Here is a 24,288-nt window from a genome sequence, read left to right on the forward strand (position 1 = left end):
ATTTTGCCGGGAAGTGTCGAAATTTGAAAAGGATTGGGCTCAGGAAATCGTGCGTGTAACGTTTCAATACGAAAAAAAGGATGTGGAAAACGTTCATGATCGAAATGCATGACGTGTGGAAGACGTATGGGAACGGGGTTTCCGCTCTGCGAGGAATCAGCGTGAAAATTAACCGTGGTGAATTTGTTTATGTGGTCGGTCCCAGCGGTGCGGGAAAATCCACCTTTATTAAATTGATGTATCGGGAAGAAAAGCCGACCAAAGGGACGATTTTTGTTAACGGATTTAACGTGGATCGTTTAAAAGATCGAAAAATCCCCTATATGCGCCGACAAACTGGCGTTGTATTCCAAGATTTCAAATTGCTTCCGCAATTGACCGCGTATGAAAACGTAGCGTTTGCGATGGAAGTCATCGGTACCCCGAGCAAAAAGATGAAAACGCGCGTCAAAGAAGTGTTGGAGCTGGTGGGGCTTGGTGAGAAAAGCAAGCATTTCCCCAACCAGCTTTCCGGTGGGGAACAGCAGCGTGTGGCTGTTGCCCGGGCACTGGTCAACAGTCCGGCTGTTATCATAGCGGACGAGCCTACCGGCAACTTGGACCCGGAAACATCCTGGGAGATTATGAACCTGTTTAATAAGATCAACGATCAAGGCACGACGGTCGTGATGGCGACACACAACAAGGATATCGTGAACACAATGAAACGTCGCGTGATTGCAATCGAGGGCGGACAAATTGTGCGTGACGAACAACGGGGGGTATACGGATACGATGATTAGAACGCTGCTTCGTCATGTTCGGGAAGGATTTAAAAATATTGGCCGAAATTCGTGGATGACGGTTGCCGCCATCGGATCGGTAGTCGTGTCGCTGATGATTCTCGGCGTTTTTTTGACATTGGCGATGAACCTGCAGGCGTTTACCAAACAAATTGAGGGGCAGGTGCAGATGGATGTCATTGTCCAGCAGGGCGTGTCGCGTGCGGACATCAGTAAACTGGAAACGCTCCTCAAAAATACGAACGGGATTAAGGAAGTAAAGTTTGTGTCAAAAGAGGACGGAATTCAAATCCTTCGCCAACAGTTAAAAGAAAATGCGGAACTGTTGAACGGGTTGGAAATGGAAAATCCACTGCCTGACAAATTTGTCGTGAAAGCGGCTGACCCGCGAAATACGCTGGCGCTGGCCGACCAAATCCGCACGTTCCCGAACGTGGAAAAAGTACAGGATGGCCGCGAAGTGGTTCAAAAACTGTATAATGTGGTCGATATCGTTCGGGTTGTAGGCGGGGCGCTTGTCATCGGTTTGATGTTTACGGCGATTTTCCTGATCTCCAACACCATTCGCATCACGATCTTCGCCCGCCGCCGCGAGATTGAAATTATGAAGCTGGTGGGGGCCACCAACTGGTTTATCCGCTGGCCGTTTTTCATCGAAGGACTGATTATGGGGGCGCTCGGAGCTTTAATTCCGATTCTGATCATAGCGCTTGGATACTCGTATGTCGTAAGGTTGATGTCAAATACATTGATTCTCATTTTGCCGCTGACGGCGGTGATTTTCCAAGTAGGTGCCGCACTGCTGCTGATTGGGGCGCTGATTGGAATGTTCGGATCGGCCTTCTCTGTTCGCAAGTTTCTTAAAATCTAAAACTAAAAATCCGGTTTTCGGGAATATGTACTAGACAAACAACTTGTCTCATATAATCGATTGAGACATAGCAAAGGTGGTGGAAAAATTTGCACTTGCGCAAAAGAACATTGGCCATTCTGATGGTGCTGGCACTGCTTGCAGGCGGTGTGTCCGCTTATGGACTGATTTCTTATAAAATGGGCGGGCTGCCGATCGCCGGATTCAGCGCAGGCTCCGGTTTATCTGGTCAGAACTCGGCCAATTTTGCCAAATTGGAACAAGCGTACCAATTGATTCACAGCCAGTATTATCAAAATGTGAACGACCAGAAATTGGTGGACGGTGCGATTGCCGGGATGGTTCAGGCACTTGGAGATCCCTATTCCACTTACATGGATAAACAAACCGCCGATCAGTTTCAAATGTCGCTGTCCTCTTCGTTTGAAGGAATTGGGGCCACCGTTCAATCGATCAACGGACGCATTACGGTCGAGTCTCCTGTGAAAGGATCACCTGCGGAAAAGGCAGGATTGCAAGCGGGCGACCAAATCCGCAAGGTGAATGGGCAGGTCTTGGACGGCAAACCGGTTAACGAAGCGGTCCTGTTGATTCGCGGCAAGAAAGGCACCACGGCGGAGTTGGAAATCACCCGTCCGGGCACGAATGATCCCATTCATGTGACGGTCATTCGCGACGAAATCCCGCTGGAAACCGTATATGCAGAGAACTTGGGAGACGGCATTGGCAAGATTCAGATCACCTCGTTCTCCGAAAATACGGCCAAGCGGTTTGCGGAAGAACTGCAAAAACTGGAAGCGCAAGGCATGAAAGGTCTGATCATCGATGTGCGAGGCAACCCGGGCGGATATCTGCAAGCGGTCACGGAAATCGGCAACCTGCTGATACCGAATCAGGGTGTGATTTTGCAGATGGAAGACCGTACAGGGAAAAAGGAAATTTTTAAATCGAAAATGGGAAGCGCCAAATATCCGATCGTCTGCGTGACAGACGGTGGTTCCGCCAGTGCGTCGGAAATCCTGGCAGCCGCTTTGAAGGAAGCGGGCGGATACCCGCTGGTGGGAGAAAAAACGTTCGGTAAGGGAACGGTGCAAACCAGTCAGACATTTGCGGACGGATCGGACCTCAAATATACGATTGCCAAATGGTTGACGCCAAAGGGCAACTGGATTCACATGAAGGGAATTGAACCGGACTATCCGGTTGCGCTGCCCGATTACTTCAAACTGACAGCGCTGAATCCGGATACGCCGTTGAAACGCGATATGAACGGAACCGGTGTGAAAAACGTGCAGCAAATGCTGATCGGACTCGGATTGGTTCCCGGCCGGGAAGACGGATACTTCAGCCAACAAACGGAAGATGCGGTAAAAACGTTCCAGCGCATCAATGGATTGTCAGTGACAGGCGTAGTGGAAGGGCAGACCGCCGTGAAGCTGAACGAACAAATCCGCGCCAAAATGAAAACAAATGATACGCAGATAGAAAAGGCAATTTCCGTTTTACACTCCATGATCAAATAGAAGGTAATACAACTTTTCTGTCGAATATTCCCTTGAGGGCAATGTCCTCAAGGGTTTTTTATTTTGGGAGGGGACCTCCGCATGTCTGCTTGGCCTTTTTTGGTTCAGCTGGGGCAAGGGTTCATTCAGATTCTATTGACTCCGTTGTTTTATATCGCCATTCTGCTGGTGTATCTACAATACAAAAAACAGGTTTCATTGGAACGAAAACTGTTTGGCGTTCGCGTGACTTCCGCCGAAAACCAAACGCTAAAATCGCTTTTATATGGCATTTTGGGCGGTATCGTAACTTCCCTTTTGTTGTCAGGCACAGGGATTGTGTTTCATCCGACAGACTTCGTCTATGTCTGGATTCTGGCTGTGATCCTGGCTTTGGTTTTTAACGTCCGGTTTATCTGCTTTGCTTATGCGGGGGGCATTCTTTCCATCGTATCCCTGTTATTGAACACACTGCCGTGGATTTCAATCGAGTGGGAGTGGGCAGCCAGTATCTACAGTGATATTCGCTCGTTATCAGTCTCTCATTTGCTGGCATTGGTGGCGATTCTCCATTTGGTAGAGGCGCTGCTTGTCTTTTTGCAGGGGCAGGACGGCGTCACACCGGTGTTTGTGCAAAGCAAACGGGGCCGATTGGTGGGTGGATTTGTCTTGCAAAAATTGTGGGTGCTGCCGCTGGCGGCCGTTGTGGCAACCGGTACGAATGGATTTGAGCCGCCTGCTTGGTGGACGATTTTTCCGGTTACCGGTTTGTCCGGCTTGCAGATCGTTCCCATTCCTGCCGTATTAGGGTATTCCGGTGTTGCATTGTCCCGTCATCCGGCTGAAAAAACGGCCCGGACATCCAAGTATCTGGCGATTTATGCCCTGCTTTTGCTTTTTTTTACATTGACCGGGGCAAAATTTGCGCCGGTTCTGTTGTGGGTGGCAGCCGTCTTTTCACCGGTCGCCCATGAGATTTTGATCCGGTTTGAAATGGAAGATGAAAAAAGCAAGCCGCATCGATTCGTCAAACCCCTGCAGGGACTTCGCATTCTGTCTGTAATTCCTGGCAGCCCGGCAGAATCGCTGCAGCTGAAACCGGGTGAAATCATTGCGAAAGCGAATGGTGTGCCGGTTAACTCTCCGTTTGAACTGCATTTTGCTCTTAACCAGAATCCGGCGTTTATCAAATTGGAAGTAGTGGATGAACAAGGCGAGATTCGGTTTGCGAGCAAACCACGATTTGATGGTGAACCGCATAGCCTGGGCTTGATTTTGGTCCCGGATGAAACGGTTCGCGAATATGTAAGGTTGGATACGATTCCAATCTGGCGTCAGTTCTGGAGTTCCATTTTTCGTTCGTCAAAAGGAAAAGTTGATTCTGCATTACACAAACAATAGGATGTTGTGCAGCAGGAGGAAACGCGTATGGATATCACAACAATTTTAGGGTTGCTTCTGGGGATTGGATTTCTGGTCGGCGGTTTCCTGATGGAAGGTGGACAAGCGACAGCACTGTTTGAACTGACGGCAGGCATGATTGTGTTTGGCGGTACCGTCGGGGCGATTCTGGTCAGCACACCGCTTGAACAAATTAAAGAACTGCCGAAAATCCTGAAAATCGCAATTCGTTATAAACCGCGAAATCCATTGGAAATTATTGACGACCTGGTGTCGCTGGCGACCATTGCCCGGCGGGAAGGCATATTGGCGTTGGAGGAAAAGATTGAAACGTATAATGACGATTTTTTCAAAAACGGGGTCCGGTTAGTGGTGGATGGGGTCGACCCGGAACTGGTTCGCAGCATTATGGAAACAGAGCTGTCGTTCATTGAAGACCGCCATTCGAAGGGGGCAGGCATTTTCGAACAGGCGGGCGGTTTTGCACCTACGATGGGAATTATCGGGACGGTTATGGGGTTGGTGCACGTGTTGGGCAGTCTGGAAGATCCAAGCCGTTTGGGGCCCTCCATCGCAGTAGCGTTTATTGCGACATTGTATGGTGTGGCATCCGCCAATCTGATTTTCCTGCCGATAGCCAATAAATTAAAAACGCGCAGCCGACAGGAAGTGTTGATTCGCGAATTGATGATTGAAGGGATTCTTTCCATTCAGGCCGGGGAAAACCCGAATATTCTCAAGCAAAAGCTAAAAGTGTTCCTAGCGCCGAAAAACCGCGAAGAACCGGCGAATGCGACGGGAGAGGCGGGCGAAGTAAATGCGGAGACGACGTAACGGACGGGCACATGAGGAAAGCAGCGGAAATCATGAACGCTGGCTCTTGACCTATTCGGATTTGATTACGCTGCTTTTGATTTTTTTTGTAGTCATGTATGCTCTATCAAAAGTGGACGTTACCAAATATTCGCAGTTGGCCATTTCGTTAAACCAGTCGTTTTATGACGGGTCAACCGGAGTTATACAGACGAAGTACGACCGGCCGCAGGGGCAGCCAAATGAAAAAGGGCAATCGGTCAGCCAGGATGTGTTGGAAGCCGGCAAAAAAATGGCGGAAGAAAACCAACGGTTGCAGGCGGCTGCAGACAAGCTGAAACAATACGTGCAGCAAAATGGACTTGGTGATAATGTGCTGGTGGAGATGAACGGCAAAGGGGTGCAGATCACACTTCGCGATGTTGCCTTGTACGATCCCGGATCTGCTGCATTGAAACCGCAGGCCGAAAAGGTTTTGGGTGGAATTGCGCCTTTTCTGAAAGAGCTTCCCAATAAAATATCGATTGAGGGACATACGGACAATGTGCCGATTGCAAATGGACAGTTCCCGTCCAATTTTGACCTGTCGGCTGCCCGGGCGTTAAACGTGCTTCATTACTTGGAAAGTAAGAATATCAAGCCGGAACTCATGTCGGCGGTTGGATACGGGGAATATCAGCCCGTTGCAAGCAATGACACGGCGGCCGGTCGTGCGGCCAATCGGCGGGTAAACATCATCATTCTGAGAAACTACGGGAATTAAAATGCAAGTGGTAACAAGACGACCGGAAACGGTCGTTTTTTACTGCTTCCAACCTGTCGCTGGATTTCGCTGAGCAGTTTCGATACAATAGAACATAAGTTCGGAAGCAGGGTTTTGTTTACTAGTTAGAAATGTTATGTTACCTGGCGGGCTTCATTTAGTATAATAAAATTTATCGGAAGGGTGGGGACAATGGCGGAACAAAGAGGAAAGTTTGAATTGGTGTCTGAATATGCTCCGCGCGGGGATCAGCCAAAAGCGATTGCAGAGTTGACCGAAGGGATTCTGGCAGGCAAAAGACAGCAGGTTCTGCTCGGTGTGACCGGCTCTGGCAAAACGTATACAATGGCGAATGTGATTGCAAATGTCAACAAGCCGACCTTGGTGTTGGCACCCAACAAAACCTTGGCGGCGCAATTGGCGGCCGAATTCAAAGAGTTTTTTCCGCACAACGCGGTCGAATACTTTGTTTCGTATTACGATTTCTATCAACCGGAAGCGTATATACCGTCTTCCGACACATATATCGAAAAAGATGCAAAAATCAACGACGAAATTGATAAACTGCGCCATTCGGCAACCAGTTCCCTGTTGGAGCGAAACGATGTGATTGTAGTCGGTTCCGTCTCCTCCATTTATGGTTTGGGTAGTCCGACCGAGTATGCGGAACACGTATTGTCGCTCCGAGTCGGTATGGAAAAACCGCGTAACGACATTTTGCGGCGGCTTGTCGAAATACAGTATGAACGAAACGACATTAATTTTACTCGCGGAACGTTTCGGGTACGAGGCGATGTGCTGGAAATATTCCCTGTATCCCGCAGCGAGAAAGCGTTCCGGGTGGAACTGTTTGGCGATGAGATTGACCGCATCACAGAAATCGATGTGGTAACAGGGGAGGTAGTGGGTACCCGGCAGCACATTGCCATTTTTCCGGCTTCCCACTTCGTCACCTCCGGAGATAAAATGCAGCGGGCAATCGAGAGCATTCGGGCCGAGTTGGCAGAACGACTCGAGGAACTGCGCGGCGCGGGCAAGCTGTTGGAAGCGCAAAGACTGGAACAACGAACCAATTATGACCTTGAAATGATGGCGGAAATCGGATTTTGTTCCGGGATCGAAAACTATTCCCGTCATTTGGAGGGGCGTCCCGCCGGGTCGGCACCCAACACGCTGCTCGATTATTTTCCGGATGATTATTTGATCATCATTGATGAGTCGCATGTGACGGTGCCGCAAATCGGCGGGATGTACAACGGAGACCGCAGCCGTAAGCTGACTTTGATCGAGCACGGATTTCGCCTGCCTTCGGCGGCTGACAACAGACCGCTCCGATTCGAGGAATTCGAATCCAGGATTTATCAAGTGATTCATGTGTCGGCCACTCCCGGCCCCTATGAACTGGAGCACGGGGAACAAGTCGTGGAGCAGATTATCCGGCCGACTGGTCTGATCGATCCGCAGATTGACGTTCGGCCGATCAAAGGTCAGATTGACGATTTGGTAGGTGAAATTAACAAACGAATCAAACGGGATGAACGGGTGCTTGTGACTACGCTGACGAAGAAAATGGCGGAGGATCTGACCGATTATCTGAAAGACCTTGGGATTAAGGTGCGTTACCTGCATTCCGATATTAAGACATTGGAACGGATGATGATTTTACGCGACTTGCGAATGGGTGTGTTTGATGTGCTGATTGGCATCAACCTGCTGCGGGAAGGACTGGATCTGCCGGAAGTGTCTTTAGTAGCGATTTTGGACGCTGATAAAGAAGGATTTTTGCGGGCGGAACGCTCCCTTATCCAAACGATTGGGCGCGCAGCAAGGAATGCGGAAGGCCAAGTCATTATGTATGCCGATCAAATTACCCGTTCGATGCAGGTGGCGATTGACGAAACGAATCGTCGCCGCAGCATTCAGGAGGCGTATAATAAAGAACATGGCATTACGCCGCAAACGATCCGGAAAGCGGTAAGAGACGTAATTGAAGCAACAAAAGCGGCAGAAAGCAAAACAGAATACAACCTGCAGAAAAACGTCAATAAAATGTCGAAGAAGGATCGTGAACAGTTGATTAAGACGCTGGAGAAAGAAATGAAAGAAGCGGCCAAAGCGCTGCAGTTTGAGCGGGCGGCAGAACTGCGCGATATCATTTTGGAACTTTCCGCATCGTAATTTCTGCCCGTATCGGCAGGTTCATGGCAGACAGTACGTGAAAAAGGCAATTGAGCCGGAACTTGTCGATTTTAGTTAGATACATGAACCAATGTTGCCTGCTTTCGACGTTTTTCCCGGGAAATGTAGAAACGTGCAGAAAAGGAGAACTGTATGGCACAGGATTATATTGTAATTAAGGGAGCCAGAGCTCACAATCTCAAAAATATAGATGTGCAAATTCCGAGGGACAAACTGGTAGTCTTGACGGGGCTCAGCGGATCGGGAAAATCATCGTTGGCATTCGATACGATTTATGCAGAAGGTCAGCGGCGTTATGTCGAATCGCTGTCCGCTTATGCGAGGCAGTTTCTCGGACAAATGGATAAACCGGATGTCGATTCGATTGATGGATTGTCCCCTGCGATTTCAATCGATCAGAAAACGACCAGCCGCAACCCTCGTTCAACGGTCGGCACAGTCACCGAAATCTACGATTATTTGCGTTTGCTGTTTGCCCGTATCGGACAACCGTTTTGTCCGAACTGCGATATTCCGATCGCCTCACAGACAATCGAACAAATGGTGGATCGAATTATGGAACTGCCGGAACGAACCCGAATCCAGATTTTTGCGCCGTTGGTTCGGGGACGTAAAGGGGAGCATGGTAAAGTATTGGAGGACATTAGTAAACAGGGTTTTGTGCGAGTTCGTGTCGACGGTGAAATTCGTGACCTTTCCGAACAAATTGTGCTGGAGAAAAACAAAAAGCACACGATTGAAGCAGTTGTTGACCGTATTGTGATAAAAGAGGATGTAGCGGCCCGTTTGGCCGATTCTTTGGAAACCGCTTTGAATCTGGCGGGAGGAACAGTATTGGTAGGCGTTATTGATGGCGAAGAAATGCTTTTTTCACAGAATCTGGCCTGCCCTCAATGCGGATTTTCCGTTGAGGAATTGAGCCCGCGCATGTTCTCCTTTAACTCTCCGTATGGAGCTTGTCCAACCTGTTCGGGGATTGGCATCAATATGGAAGTGGACGCGGATCTGGTGGTTCCCGACCGCTCTAAAAGCCTGGCGGAAGGGGCTTTCGTGCCCTGGGCCGGAACCGTTTCCAACTACTATCCGCAATTGTTGGCGTCCGCTTGTAAGCATTTTGGCATTCCGATGGATGTGCCGGTCGATCAACTTCCTAAAGAACAATTGGACACGCTTTTGTATGGATCGATGAACGAAAAAATCCGGTTTCACTATGAGAACGATTTTGGCATTAGTAAAGTGGCGGAAGTGTTTTATGAAGGTTTGATTCCCAATCTGGAAAGGCGATACCGGGAAACAGCATCCGACTATATAAGAGAGTTTATCGAAGAGTTTATGAGCGCGAAGCCCTGTCCTGCCTGCAACGGTGATCGGTTGAAGCCGGACGTGCTGGCGGTCCGGATTCATGAACAAAATATTGCGCAGGTAACTCGCCTGTCGGTGAACGACGCGCTCGATTATTTCGAAAATTTGCCGCTTACACCAAAGGAAGAGGCAATTGCCCGGCTGATTTTGAAGGAAATCAAATCGAGGTTGGGATTTTTGCGGAATGTTGGCTTGGACTACTTGAATCTAAGCCGTGCGGCGGGAACTTTATCGGGTGGAGAAGCGCAGCGCATCCGTTTGGCAACACAGATCGGCTCCGCTTTAACAGGTGTGCTGTATGTCCTGGATGAACCGTCGATCGGTCTGCACCAACGGGACAACGCCAGACTGATCCGAACGCTTGAGCATATGAGGGATTTGGGCAATACGCTGATTGTCGTCGAACACGATGAAGATACGATGCTGGCGTCCGATTACATTATTGATATTGGACCGGGAGCGGGCGTGAACGGCGGTCGAATTGTGGCGCAGGGAACTCCGCAGGAAGTGATGGACTGCGAAGAATCATTAACCGGTCAATATTTGTCGGGACGCAAAATGATCCCGCTTCCAAAGGAACGGCGTCAGCCAAATGGCAAATGGATCACGATCGAAGGCGCCACGGAAAACAATCTGAAAAACATTACAGTCAAGTTTCCGCTTGGCGTTTTTACCTGCGTGACGGGGGTATCCGGCTCGGGAAAATCGACTTTGGTGAATGAAATCTTGCATAAATCTTTGGCCCAACAGTTAAACGGTGCCCGTACAAAACCGGGGGCGCACAAGAAAATTTCCGGTTTGGAACATCTGGATAAGGTGATCGATATCGATCAATCGCCGATTGGACGCACCCCAAGATCGAACCCGGCGACCTACACGGGGGTATTTGACGATATTCGGGACGTGTTTGCGACCACCAACGAGGCAAAAATTCGCGGTTACAAAAAAGGCCGATTTTCGTTCAATATCAAAGGCGGTCGTTGTGAAGCGTGCCGCGGTGATGGCATTATCAAAATTGAAATGCACTTTTTGCCGGATGTCTACGTGCCATGTGAAATTTGCAAAGGCCGTCGCTATAACCGGGAAACGCTGGAAGTGAAATATAAAGGAAAAAGTATTGCAGATGTATTGGATATGACGGTGGAAGATGCGCTTGAATTTTTCAAAAATGTACCGAAAATCCAACGGCGGCTGCAAACGCTGCATGATGTAGGATTAGGGTATGTACGGCTGGGACAGCCGGCTACCACGTTGTCCGGAGGTGAAGCGCAGCGCGTCAAGCTGGCATCGGAACTTCACCGGCGCAGCAACGGGCGGGCGATGTATATATTGGACGAGCCGACGACCGGTCTGCATATTGCCGATATCGAACGGTTGTTGATCGTGCTGCAGCGCCTGGTCGATGCAGGCGACAGCGTACTGGTGATCGAACACAATTTAGATGTGATTAAAACAGCTGATTATATTGTCGATCTGGGTCCGGAAGGCGGCGATGGGGGCGGTACCATCGTGGCCACAGGCACGCCGGAGGAGATTGCGCAGGTAAAAGCTTCCCATACAGGAGCATTTTTGCAGCCGATCCTTGAACGGGACAGACAACGGATGAATCTGCCGGCAGCAAAAGGACAAACGAAAAAAACGGCAGGCAAAAAAACGAAGACGGGTGCGGCTGTCTAGGTGCCGTTTAAGGTGTTTTTCTCAATAAGTAAAACTGCCGGTCACGGTCAAATTTTACCTTTCCTGACCGTGACCGGCAGTTCTTATTTACATAAAATGTACTGTTTTTGTTTGAAGTGATCCCCAGTATTTTTCATGAAAGACGGTGCCAACCGTATAATGCATAATACATAACGGATATTAAAGGTAATTTGACACTTCAATCAGATTCTGATCCGGATCCCGCATATAGACCGAAATAATCTTTCCCTGCGCGCCGGTTTTTTCTGCCGGTCCTTCTTCAATGCGGACACCTTGTTTAGTGAGATGGTCAATTACCTCCGAAAGCGGAGTATTCGTGATGAAACAGAGATCGAGAGAGCCGGGAGTCGGATGCAGAGCTTTCGATTTTCATTTTTATACCCATTCCCTTTGCTCCGCTCAAGATCAAGGATTTCGAGAGTCGGCTGCTACATCAAGCCTCTTTGGGTACAGTGTGCGACCGCTGTAGTCAAAAGCGAAAAACATCCCGAAATCCGAAACCGCTACTTGCAACTGAAGAACCGCAGAGGCCACAAACGTGCCATCATAGCCATTGCCCGAATGCTGCTAACGGCCATCTATCACATCTTGAAGAACAAAGTGCCCTATAACCCGGATTTGTACAAGAAATCCGATGTTCGCCCAGCAAACCGTGAAATCACGGTAGAACAAGCGATTTTATTGGCACAAGCTCAGGGTTACCGAATTATGGCGGCTACAACCTAATTCCCGTCCCCCCTTAGGGGAATACATTATTTTCCAACAGGTCGTCTTGTGTACGGCTTATTTGGCATGCTCATTTCTTAGCTTCGTTCGATTGTCATGGATTTCAGACTTCCGACTCCGTTTACTCTGTGTGGTGTAAGTACGTCACAAATGCGGTTTTTGTATCGCGTAGTCTCAGGGGTTGATCGGCAAACGAGAAACTGATCTCCTCGTATTAAAATAAGATAAAATAGGAAAGGATAGGATCAAAACTTGCAGGCAGCATAGACTGAACTGCATATATGGGAACAGGGTTAGAAAAATAATTAAGGGAAGAACATTGTTTAAATTACAATATTAAGAATTAACGGGATTATAATTATCTGTTGATACATGCACTTCGGTTTTTTGGGGGACAAGTGAGAAGAAAGCACGTCGTACAATGACAGTTGTTCGACATGTTTTTACAATATACGACTAAATTCCACGCTAATTATATCACAAAGTGAAGTAATATATTCGAAATTATAAGTGAATCAATATAATTTAAAAGATTTCTTTTAAGTAGTCTTCCACATAATCCGGCGCCGCTTTTTCCATCTGCTCTACAGTGTGCAAATAACGCTGGGTGGTAGTTATTCGAGAATGGCCAAGCGTTTCCTGCACTTGTTGCAGGGAAGCTCCATGCAGTATGGCTAATGTAGCACTGGTATGTCTAAGCCAATGAGGGGTTACTTTCTTTTTTAATTTGATTTGCTCGCGGGCCTTCTGAATAATGCGCTCTACTTGTCTAACTGTTATAGGAAAAATGAGTTGATCAGATTTTCGTTTTTTATATGTTTGACGAGAACCGCCGATCAGTTGATGTACATATTACAGAGATTGCGCACTTTGACTCACGTTGTTTTTCCTCCTATTGTCCCTCCATCACAGTTAACCAAACAGAGGTTTCTGCCGGATCGCTATGAAAATGCCCCCATTTAATGGAAACCAACTCGGATACCCGCAGTCCCAATAAAACGAGACTTACCCCGATCAGATAATCGCGGTATCCTTGGTGTCTTAGTTGATTCAATAATTGTATAACTTCCCGTTTGGTCAGATAGTGATTTTTACTATTTACTTGCACTTTTGGCGTTTGTACGGAGGTTGTCGGATTGTTTGCAAAAACGCCTCTATTCGAATCACTTCCCCATTTATATAAAGATCGAAGTGGGGCGATTAGACTTGCAATGGTAGCCGATGTTAAAGGTTTGCGGTTTTTATTCCCGAATCCTTGTTCTAAGGCAATTTTATATACTTCAATTTCCCTCCAAGTGACTTCACGTAAGCGCTTGTAGGCAATAAATTTTCGGAATCTATGAATAGCTTGATAGTAGTTTCGAAACGGTGGCGATATGTGGAAGACTACTTAAAAGAAATCTTTGATGATTTGTTCATCAGAATATTCTTCGATGTTGTTTCTGTCATCTAGGATATCAATTGTCATAAGTCCTTGCCCTTCCATAAAACTTTCCTCCCTTTTATATGTCGAACAACTGTCATTGTACGAATTTAATATTACCAATTTTTTAATTTGGTTAACATATTTTAGATGTTAAAAAGGACGTTGAATGATTGTTGGATGTATACATCTGTACGAGAGAGGGTAAAAAATCTTGAATGATCTGGAACATCTCAAGAAGCAGATAGAGGATATAAGGAATCAACTTCACGCCGCTTTTCAAGGCAAGCGTAAATTTTCTGATCCGGAGGTGTATCGCCTAAGCGTGCAGCTTGATCATGCGCTTTTCGAGTATCAGAACCATCTTCTGTCAGGTATCATGAGTCGATCTGGGGTGAAGTAATGAATGCAGTTTTGTGGAGAAATATTGAATTGTTTCCTCTATACCAGCAAATTGTGAAATTGATGGAGCCTTCAACAGAATTCGCCTATGAAGCGACCATTCGGGGGAAGACACCTTCGGGAAAGCAGATTCCACCTTCCGTTTTATTCAGACAGGCAGGAAAAGAGCAGATGTTTCTGGATTATAAAGCACGCCATATTGCAATTCGAGAGGCAGCTCCGCTGATAAAAGACTCCTCGCTTCTGTTTCTCAACTGCCATGTTCTGTCGTTACAGGCAGGATTTGTTTTTGAAGATATCTCAAAGCTTGAAGTGCCGATTACCCAACTCGTATTAGAAATAACGGAACAAACACGAATTGAAAATATGGAAGTTTTGAAACAGGAGTTAGATGTGCTCCGGAAACAAGGTGTAAAGGTCGCTCTTGACGATTTTGGGGCTGGATTTTCAAATTTTGCGTTGGTCGAAGCATTCCAACCTGACTTTATCAAACTGGACCGATCAATCATTTCATCATTAGATCATTCGGCTCAGTCACGTAGAGTTATGGAAGGAATGGTGTCGTTTGCTGAAAAGGTCAATACCATCCTGATCGCTGAAGGCATTGAACGAGAAGAACAGAGAGATATTTTAGTAGAATTGGGTGTTGCGTATGGGCAGGGATTTTTTCTTGGTTATCCGTTTACACCCACAAAACAACGATATTGTCAATAGTAAGGAAATTCTTGTGAAAGAAAATTCTTGAAACAACGGACTGCTTGGATGTTAATTGGGAATGTTCCTGATGAAATGAACATTAGGGGCTGATGATTTGTTCCGTGTATTAGATCCTCTTGGAGGCTTTCCGACATGGCAAAGATTTTAATAACAGACGACTCCCTATTTGCTCGAAAAGTTCTCGCCCGCATACTCCAAAAAGCGGGTCACATGATTGTTGGTGAAGCCAAAAACGGAATTGAGTCAATAGAAAAATACAAGCAACTTCGACCTGATTTGGTCACAATGGATATTACGATGCCTGAAATGGACGGAATGAGCGCCTTGAAAGAAATCAAAAAGACAGATCCAGACGCAATCGTTATTATGTGCACGGCAATGGGACAGAGTTTTTTAATTTCGGAAGCCATATTGGAGGGTGCTCAAGATTTTATTATCAAACCATATTCAGAGCAGGCCATTTTGAAGGCCATCGAGAACTCCATATCAAAACAAACATAAAAACGGGTGAAAACCATCACACAACTTCACCGGTATACCCCCGAATCATTGTACCCTTCTTCCATTCCGTTAAGTACGAAGCAAGTCCTGCAACGATGACTATAAAACCCCCTGTCTTTTCTTTTCCAAGGAAGTCCGATATATTTAAGGTGCCAGAAGGTTACGGGGAGGAATTATTTTTGAAAGTGCTTGTTACAGGCGGAGCGGGGTTTATCGGGTCGCATATTGTCGATCAGTTGCTGGCTGACGGTCATGAAGTGGTAGTTTTGGATAATTTGTCGGCTGGCAGTCGGGCCAATTTGCCGACCGATGTGAAAGTGATTGAACAGGACGTGGCATCCGACTTGACGCCCGTTTTTGCAAAAGAGCGGTTTGATGCGGTGATTCACCAAGCGGCTCAGGTGGGAGTTCCCGATTCCATTCGGGACCCCCTGCACGATGCAAGCGTGAACATAAATGGACTGCTGCAGGTACTGGAAGCTTGCCGAAAGTATGCGGTCAAGAAAATTGTACTCGCTTCTTCTGCGGCAGTTTACGGAACGCCGATCGAATTGCCTGTTTCGGAAGAACATCCGTTGATTCCCCTGTCTCCTTACGGACTGACCAAGAAAACAGGGGAGGAATATCTGCGGATTTATCAAGCGCTGCATGGGCTTCCCTATACGATTTTGCGATATGCCAATGTGTATGGTCCGCGCCAATCGTTGAGCCGTGAAAGCGGCGTGATTACGATTTTTACGGATCGGCTCTGCAGGGGGGAAATGCCCACTATTTTTGGAGATGGAACCGATACGAGAGACTATGTCTATGTAGAGGATGTGGCCCGTGCCAACCTGCTTGCCTTATCGGGCGGCGACAACCAGATTTTTAACGTGTCGACAGGTTCGGCCGTCACTTTAAACGAATTATTCTTCGCTCTGACAGATGTTCTGAACGATCAAAGAGAACCGTGCTACGGCCCCCCTCGTTTGGGGGATATCCGACACTCCACTCTCGCAAATGGAAAAATCCGACGCGCTTTCGGTTGGAAACCCTCCGTTTCGCTGGCAGAAGGTCTGCGGCGAACGGTCGAATGGGTCAAAAGTCAATCGTAACGGGGTGAACAAGGTGCCAAAAACAATCCGAACCAAACAACTGTTGGAAGAGTTCCCGTTGGTGCTGCAGAACCCGAATGCTGACGTTGAGCGGGAAATTACAGTCGGCGACATAAATCGTCCCGGGTTGGCGCTGGCGGGATTTTTGGTATATCACCCGGCCGAACGGATTCAATTGTTGGGAAGAACGGAATTGGCGTTTTTCAATTCCATGCAGGAAACGGATCAGCGCTCACGGGCGGAAGCGCTATGCCAATTTGAACAAACGCCGTGTCTTGTTGTGTCCAGGGAGCAGACCGTACCGGATATATTGATCGAGATCGCAAGCATGTATAAGCTGCCGATCCTGCGCGGCAGAGTCAGCACGACCAAACTGGCGGGGCAATTGCAGCGCTATTTGGATCTTCAGTTGGCGCCGGAGACGATGATGCACGGTGTGCTGGTGGATATATACGGGATCGGTATTCTGATTACGGGATCTTCCAGTATTGGAAAAAGTGAGACTGCTTTGGAACTTGTCAAGCGGGGGCATCGGCTGGTGGCTGACGATGCGGTTGAAATCCGAAAGACGGAAGAGGATATAGTGGTCGGAGAAGCGCCCGAGTTGTTGCGTAATCTTTTGGAAATCAGGGGGCTTGGCATAATCAATGTAATGACCCTGTTCGGCGCAGGCGCGATTCGCACCCGGAAGCAGATCGAGTTGGTCATTCGGCTCGAAATGTGGCAGGAAGGAACCGAAATTGACCGGTTAGGTCTCGATGAGCAGACCACCAAAATTTTAGATACGGATATCCCCTGCATTACCCTGCCGGTTATGCCCGGCCGAAATTTGGCGGTGTTGGTCGAAGTGGCCGCCATGAACCACCGCCTCAAAAGGATTGGATACAACGCAGCGAAAGACCTCTCGGAGAAACTGCTCCACATGATTGAAGAACAGGAAAACCATTAAGTCGATTTCAACATGCTCCATTAAGCCTTTTTTAAAAAATTACCAGCAAAATTGTAACAGAAAAGTAACATTAAAAAAGAGGACACAGTCGATTTCTATCGAATAAACTGTAACTGTGTTACATAATCTAGTTTACTAGATGATGAAGGAGGGTGGGGCATGGCAGACTTAAACCCCGAATGGCATACACATCTTCGTACATTTGCCGTGGCCAACAAAGACTACACGAAAGAACAACTGAGGCAACTTCATTGGAAAAAGCTGCTGCAGGATGTGAAGGGACAGATTCACCACACGTTTACAGTTGGAAAGACGGCAGCGGCGGCGGCCATTGTGCTGGTCACAGCGTTAGGCGCTTTCGGCATTCAGCACGCCGTTAACAAAACAACCCTTTATTACAAAGTGTATGTGGATGGGCAATATGTGGGTGACGTAAAAGATCCCAATTTTGTCTATGAAAAAATCGCTTTATTAGGAGATAAATTTCACGCTTCTGTTTCTGTGGTGCCTGCTCACGAGCGGTTGCGCGGCAGCACTTCGGAAGCGGCCGTATCCCTGGCCCTGAATGATGCGTTGTACGCGAAGCGAAATGCGGTCGTTATCCGAGTGAATGGGGACGATGCGGTAGCCGTCCAGGACGAAGCGGCTGCGCAAGCGGTTATCGATCAGTTAAAAGCGAAATTCGCCTCTGCTGACACTGCGGTGCAAGAAGTCAAGATTTCACAGAGCATCGCGTTTGTCAAGGAACGTGTCAACAGAGACGAGGTTCGCTCGATTGATGAGGCAGTGGCTGCGTTGCTGCAGAGCAAGGAAAAGCCGAAAAAGTATCTTGTGTCTCGCGGAGACTCACTTTGGACGATCGCAAACAGAAATCATATATCCGTAGAAACGTTAAAACAGGTGAATCCTCAGATTACAGATGAGAATGCGCTGCAGGAAGGGGAAGAAATTGCGGTTAACTCTTCTGAACCGATCGTCACGGTGGAAACGGTGGAAGAGTTGAATCGCACCGTACCCCTTAAGTTTGAAACCGTCTATCAGGATGACGCGACAATGAACAAAGGGGAACAACAAGTCCTCGTCGAAGGCCACGATGGCGAATCTCAGCAAAGAGTGCAAATTCGCAAGAAAAACGGAGTCACATACGCGGAAGTTGTGCTGTCGGAACAGGTGCTGCAACCGAAGACGGACCAGGTGATCCGGCGTGGCGTGAAAATTCCGGGTGTCGCATCAGGCGATTGGGTATGGCCAGTTGCTTCCCGTACGATTTCTTCTACATACGGCGAATGGCGGGGGAACAGTCGACATAATGCAATAGACATCAGTGCTGCCATGGGTACCCCCGTGTATGCGTCAAACAACGGACGGGTAATTTTTGCAGGATGGGACAACGGTGGTTATGGTAAATGTATTCGCATCGATCATGGAAACGGTATCGTAAGCATTTATGGCCACCTGTCGGTGGTGGGTGTATCGGTTGGACAGACGGTCGGCAAAGGGGACTTGATTGGCAGAGTCGGTTCCACCGGAGAATCTACCGGACCACATTTGCACTATGAAGTACGCGTGAATGGAGTTCAAGTGAATCCGACGCCTTATATGTAAACAGGGGAAAAAAGGTGCCTGTCGGCAGGGTCGTGCAGGCGCCTTTTTGTTATAATGAGAATAATTGTAACCGAGAATGGCACAGGGAGAGAATTCGGATGCAGTGGGGCGTTTGGAAACGCGGGTTGCAAGCGGGCCTGAAAACAACCTGGATATTGAGCAAAATTATCGTACCGGTCACAATTGCAGTGACGTTTTTGAAGCATACCCCGGTTATCTCCTGGGTGGTAAGTTTATTCGCGCCGGTCATGAACTGGTTGGGGCTGCCGGGGGAAGCGGCGATCGTACTCGCGTTTGGTTATATTCTAAATCTATACGCTGCCATTGGCGCTATGTTTGTGTTGCCTTTAAGCAGTTACGCCATTTTCGTTTTGGCGATCATGCTGAGCTTTTGCCACAACCTTTTGGTAGAAACGGCTGTCGCCAAGCGAATGGGACTGTCGGCGACGGTGGTGTTTTTGATTCGCCTCTCGGCCTCGTTTGGTTCGGCCGTGTTGATCCGGTTGTTTGCGGGATCAGGTCAGGCGGCTGCCGACGGGAAAATCGGCCAGGTGCCGCTCGATCCCTATTTTTGGCAGATGGGTCTTTTCCAGTTTGTGGGAGAGTTGTTGCATCAGGCGTGGTCAGCTGTATGGCAGTTAGCGATCATCGTGATTCCCTTGATGTTGGCGATTCAAATTTTGAAAGAGATCCATTTTCTTGACCGATTGTCCCGGATTATGGGGCCTGTCACGAAACTATTGGGGATTCGCATGAATTTGTCGATTCCTCTATTGGCGGGCATTTTCTTCGGATTGGCATACGGGGCGGGTGTAATTTTAGAAGCAACGCAAAAAGAACATTTCAGTAAGCGGGAATTGTATCTGTTAGTGTTGTTCTTGGTATTGTGCCATGCGGTTGTGGAGGACACGTTGTTGTTTGTGCCGCTTGGCGTAAACGCATGGCTGCTGCTGGGGATGCGGCTGCTGGCGGCCATTGGGGTGACAGCCTGTCTGTCACGAATTTGGCGGGAATCGACCCTTGTACAGAAGCAGGCGATTCCTAACGGCAATCCATAACAAGGAGGAATCCGATGCGGTATCCATTTATCCTGTTTGATCTGGACGGTACGCTGCTCGATACAAATGAATTGATTCTGCAGTCGTTTGAACATACGCTGGGAACCTTCTTTCCCGGCGTTTTCAAGAGAGAAGATTTACTGCCGTTCATGGGTGAACCGATGAACAGACAATTTGCCCGTTGGGCGGCGCCGGAGCAGATTCCGCTGCTGACTGACGAATATCGCAAGTATAACCTGTCGAACCACGACAGGCTGGTTACGATTTTTCCGAATGTAAAAGAAACTCTGTCTGACTTACAGAAAATGGGCTGCAAAATAGCCCTTGTTACCAGCAAAATACGCCTTACGACCGAAAGGGGACTGCGCCTTTTTGATCTGGAGCGTTATTTTGAAACGCTTGTCACAATTGAGGATACGGAGAAACACAAACCGGAACCGGAACCATTGCTGCTGGCTATGAAACGGTTGGGGGCGCATCCGGAACAAACATTGATGGTCGGGGATAGCCCGTACGACGTACAAGGTGGCAAAGCGGCCGGTACAGCTACCTGCAGCGTGGGCTGGAGTTTGCGCGGGAAAGAAGCGTTGTCCAGTTATCAGCCGGACCACATCATTGACGACATGACCGAATTGTTAAAAATTGCGCGAGGATAAGATGAGAAGAACAGAACGGTATCCGGTCAAAGGTGCAAACGCATTATGGCAGCTTTATAAAACGGTTTCATTTTGGAAAGTCGTTCGTAATTTTATTGTTATCCAGCTTGCCCGCTACACGCCGTTTTTATCGCTTAAAAACTGGATGTACCGGACATTCCTTGGCGTCCGGGTGGGCGGCCAAACCGCATTCGCGTTAATGGTGATGCTTGACATCATGTTTCCGGAACGTATTCAGGTTGGCCGAAACTGTATCATTGGCTATAATACCACCATTTTGGCGCACGAATACTTAATTGAGGAATATCGACTCGGCGATGTGCGGATCGGCGACAACGTAATGATTGGCGCCAATTCCCTTATTTTGCCGGGGGTCACAATTGGGGACGGAGCGGTGATTGGAGCCGGTTCGCTCGTGAATCGGGATATTCCGGCAGGAGCGTTTGCAGCCGGCAATCCCATTCAAATTATCCGGCGTTGACAGCATACTGTACTCGTGCTACCATGTGAACAACTACTTTAGTGCATTAGCAGACTAAAGCGTCGGCGGTGAAACGATGAAAAAGCCTTTATTGATAGAGAAACCACAAGGTGTAACCGATTTTTTACCGGATACGGCAGCCAACAAACGGCAAATCGAACGGGAAATCGCAAAACACTTTGAACGCTGGGGGTATAGAGAGATTATTACCCCCACGTTTGAATATATGGACACATTTCAGTTAGGAATTCGGGGAGCGGAAGATCGTGTTTTTAAATTTGTCGATCGTTCAGGCCGAATGCTGGTGTTGCGACCGGACATGACAGCGCCGATTGCGCGGGTCGCCGCTTCACTTCTGAAAAATTCGCCGCTGCCGATCCGCCTTTCCTATACAGCCAGCATTTTTCGGCAACAGGAGCTGGTGGCAGGACGTGATACCGAGTTTACACAAGCAGGAGTGGAACTGATCGGGGACGACTCTCCTGACGCAGATGCGGAAATGATATCGCTTGCCGTGTCTGCGCTGAAAGCGATTGGGCTGACAGGGTTCCGCTTGGCGCTTGGACAGATCGGCTTTGTGCAGGGGATTTTGGAAGAGTATGCGGTAGATGGAGATGTGCGGGAACGGCTGCAGAACGCGTTGGCAGATAAAGATTACGTTGAATTTGAACGGGTTGCGGGGAGCGAACTGGACAAGGAGGCGGCAAGCGTGCTGTCGCAACTCCCGCGATTGCGCGGCGGTGCCGACATATTGCAAACCGCCCGTCAGTTGACGAACAGCAAACGGGCTCATGAGGCGCTTCGAAACCTCCAACAAATCTGGAACGTGCTTGAAATCCAAGGCGTCAGCGAATACGTACAGATTGACCTCAGTTTGTTGCTCGGACTGAACTATTATACGGGCGCCGTTTTTGAAGGATATGCGCCGTTGATCGGGTTTCCGGTATGCGGCGGCGGACGGTACAACGAACTGGTTGAAAAATTTGGCCGCAAAGCTCCTGCAACCGGGTTCATCATTGGCATCGAACGGGTGCTTGAAATTTTGGAAAAACAGCAAGCGTTCAAACCAATTCAGCGTTATTTGCTCTGTTACCGGGAGAAAGACCGTCAGTCGGCGCTTCCGTTCGCCGCTTTTCTGAGAGCCAACGGACAGTTTGTATCCACATTTCTGCTGGATGAGGAAGTGCCGCTGCCGCAAACGGACGGCTCTCTGACGATTGAATTGCGGGACGGTACCTTGCATGCTGACGAACCATCGCTGCTGCGATTATATGCTCAATTCCAAAGCGGGGAAGGAGGAGGAATCGCATGACTGTTAATGAGAACAGCCAGTTGACCGTAGCGCTCTCAAAAGGCCGCATTATGACCGATACGCTGCGGTTGTTGAAAGCGGCAGGCATTCCTGTTCCTGACGATTTGGAGGAATCGCGCAAGCTGATTCTGGAATCTCCCGACGGATCCATTCGCTATATCCTGGCCAAACCGGTTGACGTTCCTACTTATGTGGAATACGGGGTGGCCGATTTGGGGATTGTGGGCAAGGATGTGCTGCTTGAGGCGGAGCGTGATTTGTATGAGCTGCTGGATCTTGGCATTGGACGCTGCCGGATGTGCGTTTGCGGTCTGCCGGAAGCCCACCATGGCACTGTCAAGCGGGTGGCAAGCAAATACATGCGGATTGCGGCTGACCATTTTCGCAATCAAGGGCAGCAGGTAGAAGTGATTTTTCTCAACGGGTCTGTCGAACTGGCCCCGTTAATCGGCTTAACAGACCGGATTGTCGATCTGGTGGAAACGGGACGAACCCTGGCTGAAAATGGGCTCGTCATCCACGAAGAAATTTTGCAGATCTCCACCCGGCTGGTTGCCAATCGGATGAGTTTCCGTTTAAAAAGCGAACAGATAGATCACATCACAGCACGTCTGCGCGATGTGACAGCCAAATCTTTTACAGTCGGAGAATAAAGGGGGGGATCGTGTGATCCGGATCGTGGCGGCAAAAGACTTTACACCGGTCTCTGCGGTAGATCAATCATACGAAAAAGAACGGGACATTGTGCTCGATATGATCAACCAGATCAGGCAGCATGGGGATGCTGCATTGCAGGCATTCACCAGACGGTTTGACGGAGTCGATCTGACCGATTTTCGAATTCCGCAGCATGTGTATGCTGCTGCCTATCAGCAGGTAACTCCCCAATTCACTGAAGCACTGCGGGAAGCGATTCAGAATATTCGCCGTTATCACGAGGCGCAGCGCAGACAGTCGTATATGCTGCTGGATGAACATGGCACTACGCTGGGACAGTTGATTCGTCCCCTGCAGCGGGTGGGCGTCTATGTACCAGGCGGTACGGCGGCCTATCCGTCCACCGTATTGATGAATGTGATTCCGGCACAAGTGGCGGGCGTTCCGGAGATCGTAGTCGTTACACCGCCGGATAAAGAAGGAAACGTTCATCCCGGTGTACTGGTGGCGTTGCAGGAACTAGGCATTCAAGAAGCGTATCGGGTGGGCGGTGCGCAGGCAGTGGCGGCTCTGGCGTATGGCACCGAATCAATCCGGCCCGTCGATAAAATCGTTGGCCCCGGCAATATTTACGTTGCGCTGGCGAAACAGGCGGTGTTCGGTAAAGTAAGCATCGAAAGCATCGCCGGTCCTTCCGATATTCTGGTGGTGGCAGACGATACGGCAGACCCGGAGTATGTGGCGGCTGACTTACTGTCGCAAGCGGAACATGGGGAATTGTCACAGGCCATTTTGGTAACCCCGTCCAGCCGATTGGCGGAACAAACCGCGTATGCGCTGGAACAGCAGCTTGCCCGGTTGCCCCGTCAGGAAATTGCAGCCGCATCGATTCGCAACCGGGGAGCGATCATTATCACGTCGGACCTGGCAGAAGCAATCGAAATGGCGAACCGGATTGCGCCGGAGCATCTGGAATTGATCGTAGAGGAACCGGATCCGTGGCTGGCCCGTATTGTCAATGCGGGGGCCATCTTTGTCGGCACCTATTCAACGGAGCCGGTCGGCGATTATTTTTGCGGCACCAACCATGTGCTGCCGACAGAGGGGACGGCACGTTTCTCCTCACCACTCAACGTAGACGATTTTTTGAAAAAGACATCGCTTGTCCGGTACAGCAAAACAGCCCTCTTGCAGCATGGCGAAAAAATTATCGCGCTTGCCGAGTCGGAAGGTCTTGAGGCACATGCGAATGCGGTCCGCATTCGGTTGCAAAAGGAAGACGACAAACTGTAACCGCCCCGGATACAGGATGAATT

24 protein-coding genes are annotated in these 24,288 nt (G+C 48.8%); 21 read left to right on the plus strand and 3 right to left on the minus strand.

The window, feature by feature from the left end:
- Positions 1–95: 95 nt before the first annotated feature.
- The 8 genes from ftsE to uvrA all read left to right on the plus strand — a co-directional run bounded on the left by ftsE (position 96) and on the right by uvrA (position 11,370).
- The gene (gene ftsE / locus skT53_RS14830) at positions 96–782 is read left to right on the plus strand and encodes a cell division ATP-binding protein FtsE (RefSeq protein ID WP_200758408.1); all 687 of its coding nucleotides are present in this window, start codon (positions 96–98) and stop codon (positions 780–782) included.
- Positions 775–1,653: a permease-like cell division protein FtsX gene (gene ftsX / locus skT53_RS14835; RefSeq protein ID WP_200758410.1), complete on the plus strand. Its 879-nt coding sequence runs from the start codon at positions 775–777 to the stop codon at positions 1,651–1,653. The genes ftsE and ftsX overlap by 8 nt, the downstream gene beginning before the upstream one ends.
- Before the next feature lie 95 nt (positions 1,654–1,748).
- On the plus strand, positions 1,749–3,176 hold the full coding sequence (locus skT53_RS14840; protein ID WP_200761007.1) for a S41 family peptidase: 1,428 nt from the start codon (positions 1,749–1,751) through the stop codon (positions 3,174–3,176).
- A gap of 81 nt (positions 3,177–3,257) precedes the next feature.
- A complete protein-coding gene (locus tag skT53_RS14845) occupies positions 3,258–4,556 on the plus strand; it encodes a PDZ domain-containing protein (protein ID WP_200758412.1) in 1,299 nt (432 codons plus the stop codon).
- 27 nt (positions 4,557–4,583) lie between these two features.
- Positions 4,584–5,390 (plus strand): flagellar motor protein, encoded by an 807-nt coding sequence (locus tag skT53_RS14850; RefSeq protein ID WP_200758414.1) that lies wholly within the window; start codon positions 4,584–4,586, stop codon positions 5,388–5,390.
- Complete coding sequence (locus skT53_RS14855; RefSeq protein WP_200758416.1) at positions 5,374–6,132, plus strand: flagellar motor protein MotB; 759 nt, start codon at positions 5,374–5,376, stop codon at positions 6,130–6,132. The genes skT53_RS14850 and skT53_RS14855 overlap by 17 nt, the downstream gene beginning before the upstream one ends.
- 192 nt (positions 6,133–6,324) lie before the next feature.
- Positions 6,325–8,310 carry an excinuclease ABC subunit UvrB gene (gene uvrB / locus skT53_RS14860; RefSeq protein WP_200758418.1) on the plus strand — a complete coding sequence of 662 codons (1,986 nt, stop codon included), beginning with the start codon at positions 6,325–6,327 and terminating at the stop codon, positions 8,308–8,310.
- 153 nt (positions 8,311–8,463) lie between these two features.
- Positions 8,464–11,370 (plus strand): excinuclease ABC subunit UvrA, encoded by a 2,907-nt coding sequence (uvrA, locus tag skT53_RS14865; RefSeq protein WP_200758424.1) that lies wholly within the window; start codon positions 8,464–8,466, stop codon positions 11,368–11,370.
- Positions 11,371–11,550: 180 nt separating this feature from the next.
- Here the strand turns inward: uvrA and skT53_RS19245 are convergent, their stop codons facing one another.
- Positions 11,551–11,748, minus strand: coding sequence for a VOC family protein (locus skT53_RS19245; protein WP_404828967.1), 198 nt, complete (start codon positions 11,746–11,748; stop codon positions 11,551–11,553).
- A 150-nt stretch (positions 11,749–11,898) separates the two neighbouring features.
- Here skT53_RS19245 and skT53_RS14870 point away from each other — a divergent pair, with 150 nt between their 5' ends.
- Positions 11,899–12,117 carry a hypothetical protein gene (locus skT53_RS14870; protein ID WP_226375238.1) on the plus strand — a complete coding sequence of 73 codons (219 nt, stop codon included), beginning with the start codon at positions 11,899–11,901 and terminating at the stop codon, positions 12,115–12,117.
- Between the two features lie 525 nt (positions 12,118–12,642).
- Here skT53_RS14870 and skT53_RS14875 read toward each other — a convergent pair.
- A complete protein-coding gene (locus skT53_RS14875) occupies positions 12,643–12,957 on the minus strand; it encodes a tyrosine-type recombinase/integrase (RefSeq protein WP_200761008.1) in 315 nt (104 codons plus the stop codon).
- A gap of 52 nt (positions 12,958–13,009) precedes the next feature.
- On the minus strand, positions 13,010–13,171 hold the full coding sequence (locus tag skT53_RS14880; protein WP_200758426.1) for a hypothetical protein: 162 nt from the start codon (positions 13,169–13,171) through the stop codon (positions 13,010–13,012).
- A gap of 583 nt (positions 13,172–13,754) precedes the next feature.
- On the opposite strand from skT53_RS14880, the gene skT53_RS14885 reads away from it, so the two are divergent.
- The 12 genes from skT53_RS14885 (at position 13,755) to hisD (ending at position 24,265) form a co-directional block, all read left to right on the plus strand.
- Positions 13,755–13,943, plus strand: coding sequence for an aspartyl-phosphate phosphatase Spo0E family protein (locus skT53_RS14885; protein ID WP_200758428.1), 189 nt, complete (start codon positions 13,755–13,757; stop codon positions 13,941–13,943).
- A complete protein-coding gene (locus skT53_RS14890) occupies positions 13,943–14,656 on the plus strand; it encodes an EAL domain-containing protein (protein ID WP_200758430.1) in 714 nt (237 codons plus the stop codon). Before skT53_RS14885 ends, skT53_RS14890 begins: the two co-directional genes overlap by 1 nt.
- Before the next feature lie 135 nt (positions 14,657–14,791).
- A complete protein-coding gene (locus skT53_RS14895) occupies positions 14,792–15,160 on the plus strand; it encodes a response regulator (RefSeq protein ID WP_200758431.1) in 369 nt (122 codons plus the stop codon).
- Between the two features lie 185 nt (positions 15,161–15,345).
- Positions 15,346–16,254, plus strand: a complete 909-nt coding sequence (locus skT53_RS14900; protein ID WP_226375453.1) for an SDR family oxidoreductase — start codon at positions 15,346–15,348, stop codon at positions 16,252–16,254.
- A 13-nt stretch (positions 16,255–16,267) separates the two neighbouring features.
- The gene (gene hprK / locus skT53_RS14905; protein WP_200758439.1) at positions 16,268–17,203 is read left to right on the plus strand and encodes an HPr(Ser) kinase/phosphatase; all 936 of its coding nucleotides are present in this window, start codon (positions 16,268–16,270) and stop codon (positions 17,201–17,203) included.
- A 159-nt stretch (positions 17,204–17,362) separates the two neighbouring features.
- A complete protein-coding gene (locus tag skT53_RS14910; RefSeq protein WP_200758441.1) occupies positions 17,363–18,808 on the plus strand; it encodes a peptidoglycan DD-metalloendopeptidase family protein in 1,446 nt (481 codons plus the stop codon).
- A gap of 98 nt (positions 18,809–18,906) precedes the next feature.
- Positions 18,907–19,866, plus strand: a complete 960-nt coding sequence (locus skT53_RS14915; protein WP_200758443.1) for a nucleoside recognition domain-containing protein — start codon at positions 18,907–18,909, stop codon at positions 19,864–19,866.
- Between the two features lie 14 nt (positions 19,867–19,880).
- The gene (ppaX, locus tag skT53_RS14920; RefSeq protein WP_200758445.1) at positions 19,881–20,522 is read left to right on the plus strand and encodes a pyrophosphatase PpaX; all 642 of its coding nucleotides are present in this window, start codon (positions 19,881–19,883) and stop codon (positions 20,520–20,522) included.
- Between the two features lies 1 nt (position 20,523).
- Positions 20,524–21,003, plus strand: coding sequence for an acyltransferase (locus skT53_RS14925; RefSeq protein WP_200758447.1), 480 nt, complete (start codon positions 20,524–20,526; stop codon positions 21,001–21,003).
- Between the two features lie 76 nt (positions 21,004–21,079).
- Positions 21,080–22,315 carry an ATP phosphoribosyltransferase regulatory subunit gene (gene hisZ / locus skT53_RS14930; protein ID WP_200758449.1) on the plus strand — a complete coding sequence of 412 codons (1,236 nt, stop codon included), beginning with the start codon at positions 21,080–21,082 and terminating at the stop codon, positions 22,313–22,315.
- On the plus strand, positions 22,312–22,968 hold the full coding sequence (gene hisG / locus skT53_RS14935) for an ATP phosphoribosyltransferase (protein WP_200758458.1): 657 nt from the start codon (positions 22,312–22,314) through the stop codon (positions 22,966–22,968). Before hisZ ends, hisG begins: the two co-directional genes overlap by 4 nt.
- A 16-nt stretch (positions 22,969–22,984) precedes the next feature.
- The gene (gene hisD, locus skT53_RS14940) at positions 22,985–24,265 is read left to right on the plus strand and encodes a histidinol dehydrogenase (RefSeq protein ID WP_200761009.1); all 1,281 of its coding nucleotides are present in this window, start codon (positions 22,985–22,987) and stop codon (positions 24,263–24,265) included.
- Positions 24,266–24,288: the final 23 nt, after the last annotated feature.

Origin of the sequence: Effusibacillus dendaii, assembly GCF_015097055.1 — a bacterium.
Lineage (GTDB): Bacteria > Bacillota > Bacilli > Tumebacillales > Effusibacillaceae > Effusibacillus > Effusibacillus dendaii.